3 protein-coding genes, 1 tRNA gene and 1 pseudogene are annotated in these 3761 nt (G+C 58.7%); all 5 read right to left on the reverse strand.

The window, feature by feature from the left end; genetic code table 11:
• Nucleotides 1-217, reverse strand: a 217-nt coding sequence (locus R7R24_RS24155) for a DMT family transporter (protein WP_000679421.1), incomplete at its 3' end; no start/stop codon positions are given.
• Nucleotides 218-313: 96 nt separating this feature from the next.
• A pseudogene (locus R7R24_RS24160) lies at nucleotides 314-592 on the reverse strand (hypothetical protein); the annotation flags it as partial.
• Complete coding sequence (locus R7R24_RS24165; RefSeq protein WP_079325032.1) at nucleotides 582-1355, reverse strand: ABC transporter ATP-binding protein; 774 nt, start codon at nucleotides 1353-1355, stop codon at nucleotides 582-584. The pseudogene R7R24_RS24160 and the gene R7R24_RS24165, both read right to left, overlap by 11 nt.
• 82 nt (nucleotides 1356-1437) lie before the next feature.
• Nucleotides 1438-3225 (reverse strand): ABC transporter ATP-binding protein, encoded by a 1788-nt coding sequence (locus tag R7R24_RS24170; protein ID WP_079325030.1) that lies wholly within the window; start codon nucleotides 3223-3225, stop codon nucleotides 1438-1440.
• Nucleotides 3226-3465: 240 nt separating this feature from the next.
• Nucleotides 3466-3550 (reverse strand) — tRNA-Tyr (locus R7R24_RS24175).
• Nucleotides 3551-3761 lie beyond the last annotated feature (211 nt).

Genomic DNA, 3761 nt, shown 5'->3' on the forward strand with positions numbered 1-3761 from the left:
CTGTAATTATGACGACGCCGAGTCCCGACCAGACTGCATAAGCAACACCGACAGGGATGGATTTCAGAACCAGAGAAAGAAAATAAAATGCGATGCCATAACCGATTATGACAACGGCGGAAGGGGCAAGCTTAGTAAAGCCCTCGCTAGATTTTAATGCGGATGTTGCGATTACTTCGCCAACTATTGCGATAACAAGAAAAAGCCAGCCTTTCATGATATATCTCCCAATTTGTGTAGGGCTTATTAGAGCCATTTCCGAGCTGGTGACGATCAAATCGGGCTTCAGCTCGGCAATAGCTTCCAGGCTTGGGGCGACGCGGGTACCCACGTTGGCGATGCCCTCCGGCAGCGCTGGTTCCTTCACCCAGGTGCGATAGCCTGTCAGATCAGCGACGCCAACAGGCGCTACGTCCAACAGTAACAGCGATTCGGTAGCGGCCCAATTCAGAGTCACAATACGCTTGGGTGGTTCATCCAGCGTCAGCGTGCCGCCCTCGTGTTGCCAGGAGCCGGCGTGGGCGGTTGATGAGGTAAACAGCAGCCAACAGACAGCTGCGATGCGCCTGGCGCGCCGGGTATCAATGAACATAAGACACCCACTGCCCGGGTGCCCGCTCCATCACGCCCATGCCAACGCCATAAATGCTTTCCAGCACCTGGCTGTCCATGATGTCCTTGGGCGAACCGTCAGCAACGACCCGGCCCGCTTTCAGAGCCACCAGTCGATCACAGAAGCGCGCTGCCAGGTCTACGTCGTGAAGCACGACCACCACGGTGAGCTCCCGTTGCTCGGCCAGTTGATGAACAAGCCGAAGGGTTTCGACCTGGTGTTTCACATCCAGCGCTGAGATGGGCTCATCCAGCAGCAGGCAGCGGGTTTGTTGGGCCAGCAGCATGGCAATCCAGGCTCGCTGACGCTCGCCGCCAGACAGAGTATCCACGGATCGATGCTGGAAGGGGCGCAGGTCCGTATCGGCAATGGCCTGGTCGATCAGGTGCTGGTCTTCGTCGGTGTAGCGCCCCAGCGGGCCGCGCCAGGGGTAGCGGCCAAGGGCAACCAGTTCGCGAACTGTCAACCCATCCGTAGCGGGCGGGTGTTGGGGCAGGTAGCCCACGATGCGGGCAAATTCCCGGGCGCCGAAATTCTGGCTGGCCCGGGACTGCAACTCGACCTCGCCATCGGTGGCCGTCATCTGTCGGGCGAGGGTTTTCAGAAGCGTCGATTTGCCCGAACCGTTGTGGCCGAGCAGAGCGGTGACCTGCCCCTCCTGGAACGTCATATTGACCCGGTGCAGGATGTCGGTGTCGCCGATGCGCACCGCAAGATCGCGAACTTCAAAAAACGCTGGCATTCAGATTCCCCCCAAGTGAGAGCGGCAGGATAATCTAAATGCGAATTACTATCAATGAATTGTCGTTGGGTTGCCTTCCAAATTATGCCTGCCCGGTCTGCACCCGCCACTGGGCCGCGTAGGCGCCACCTTTTTCGATCAGCGCCTGATGGGTGCCCTGTTCCACTACCTGCCCCTGGTCGACCACCGCGATGGTGTCGGCCTCCACAATGGTGGACAGACGGTGGGCTATCATGATCACCGTGCGATTGTGCCCGATGCGTTTCAGGGAGCGCTGAATGGCCGCTTCGGTTTCGTTGTCCACGGCGCTGGTGGCCTCGTCCAGCACCAGAATGGGCGGATCTTTCAGCAGGGCGCGGGCCAGGGACAACCGCTGGCGCTGACCGCCAGACAGGCGGATGCCGCGCTCCCCGACGGCCGTATCCAGCCCTTCTGGCAAGGCCTGGATGAACGACCAGGCCTCGGCGGTGCGAGCCGCTTCGATAATCTGTTCTTCGGTGGCGTCCGGTTTGCCATAGGCCAGGTTATCCCGAATGCTGCCTTCAAACAGGTACACGTCCTGGCTGACCAGGCCAATGGCATTGCGCAGGGACTGGAGACTCACCTCGCGAATGGGCTGGCCGTCGATGCGGATATCGCCGTGGCTTGGGTCGTAGAAGCGCAGGAGCAGTTTGATCAGTGTAGATTTGCCAGAGCCGGTGGCGCCCACCAGGGCCAGGGTATTGCCCGCCGGGACGTTCAGGCTGATGCCCTCAATACCCGCGCCGCTGCTGGGGTAGCGGAAACTGACGTTGCTGAATTCGACCGCGCCTCGAACCGGCTCAGGCAGGGCTTTTCCGGCCTCGTCCCGCACGTTCACCGGCTCGGCGAGCAGGTCGAGAATGCGCCGGGTGCTGGCCATGGCGCGCTCAAACAGGTCAATCACTTCCGCGAGGCCCGTCAGCGGCCACAGCAAGCGCTGAGTCAGGAACACCAGCACGCCATAAGCGCCCACGTTCAGGTTGCCGTTCAGGGCCATCATGCCGCCCACGGTGAAGGTGGCCAGAAAGCCGGCCAGAATGGCCATGCGGATCACTGGAATGAACGCCGAGCTGATACGAATGGCCCGCCGGTTGGCGTCTACATAGGCTTCGCTGGCGTCTTTAAGGCGCTGGGCTTCACGAAGTTCGGCGGTGAAGCTCTTGATGGTGGCGATGCCGCCCAGGTTGTTGGCCAACCGGCTGGACAGGTCGCCGACTTTCTCACGCACGTCGGCGTACAGCGGCCCGGCTTTGCGTTGGAAGTAAAAAGCGCCCCAGATGATCAGGGGGATCGGGGTGAACGCCAGCAGGGCGATCAGCGGCGACAGCACGAAGAACACGGCACCGACGGCAACCACGGTGACCAGCACCTGAATCATGGCGTTGGCGCCACCGTCGAGGAACCGCTCCAACTGGTTAACGTCGTCATTCATCGTAGCCACCAGCTGGCCTGAGCTGCGGGCTTCAAAGAAGCTCATGTCGAGGCGCTGGGCGTGTTCGTAGGCGTCTTGTCGCAGGTCAGATTGCAGCCGCTGGGCCAGGTTGCGCCAGAGAATCTGGTACAGATACTCGAACAGGGATTCGCCGGCCCAGATGAAGAAGGTGAGTACGGCCAGAATGGTGATCTGTTCCTGGGCGGTTTCAAAGCCGAGGCCCGCGACGAAGCTTTCTTCTTTGTTGACGACCACGTCGATGGCAACACCGATCAGGATCTCCGGCGCGATGTCGAACAGTTTGTTGATGATGGAGCAGGTGGCGGCCGCGATAATCCGGCGGCGGTAGCCCCGGGCGTATCGGAGCAGGCGGCCTAGGGCGGCAAAACTGCTGGTATGCTGGCTGGTTGATGGCATGGTCCGCATCCTTCTGGCTGGCGTGTTGCTCCCTGCCGGGGAGCGTGCTGCAGGATTAAAAGGCGGAAGGGTAGCGGATTCCAGCGTTTATTAAAACAGAATCATTTTCACGGGTATGCCACTCGGGAACCCCTCCAGGGTGTTTTCCTAATCTTTTACAAGAAGAGGCTTGAATGAAGTTTTCCCAACGCATCAATCAAGTTTTGCTCTCACAAGAACTTATTGTCTCACAAGAAAATATGGTGGAGGGGGACGGATTCGAACCATCGAAGGCGGAGCCGGCAGATTTACAGTCTGCTCCCTTTGGCCACTCGGGAACCCCTCCAGGGTGTTTTCCTAATCTTTTACAAGAAAAGGCTTAACTGACGTTTTCCCAACACATCAATCAAGTGCGGAGCGCATATTATCAAACTCGGACTTTGTGTAAACCCTTTTTTTGTCTTTTTGAATTGAATGCTGGGGTATAGGAAGTATAAACCACCTTTTTGCTCCTCATCCGAAGTATCTTACCTGAAATTCCCTCACTCGTTTACCGC

It is taken from the genome of Vibrio sp. 704, assembly GCF_033339295.1.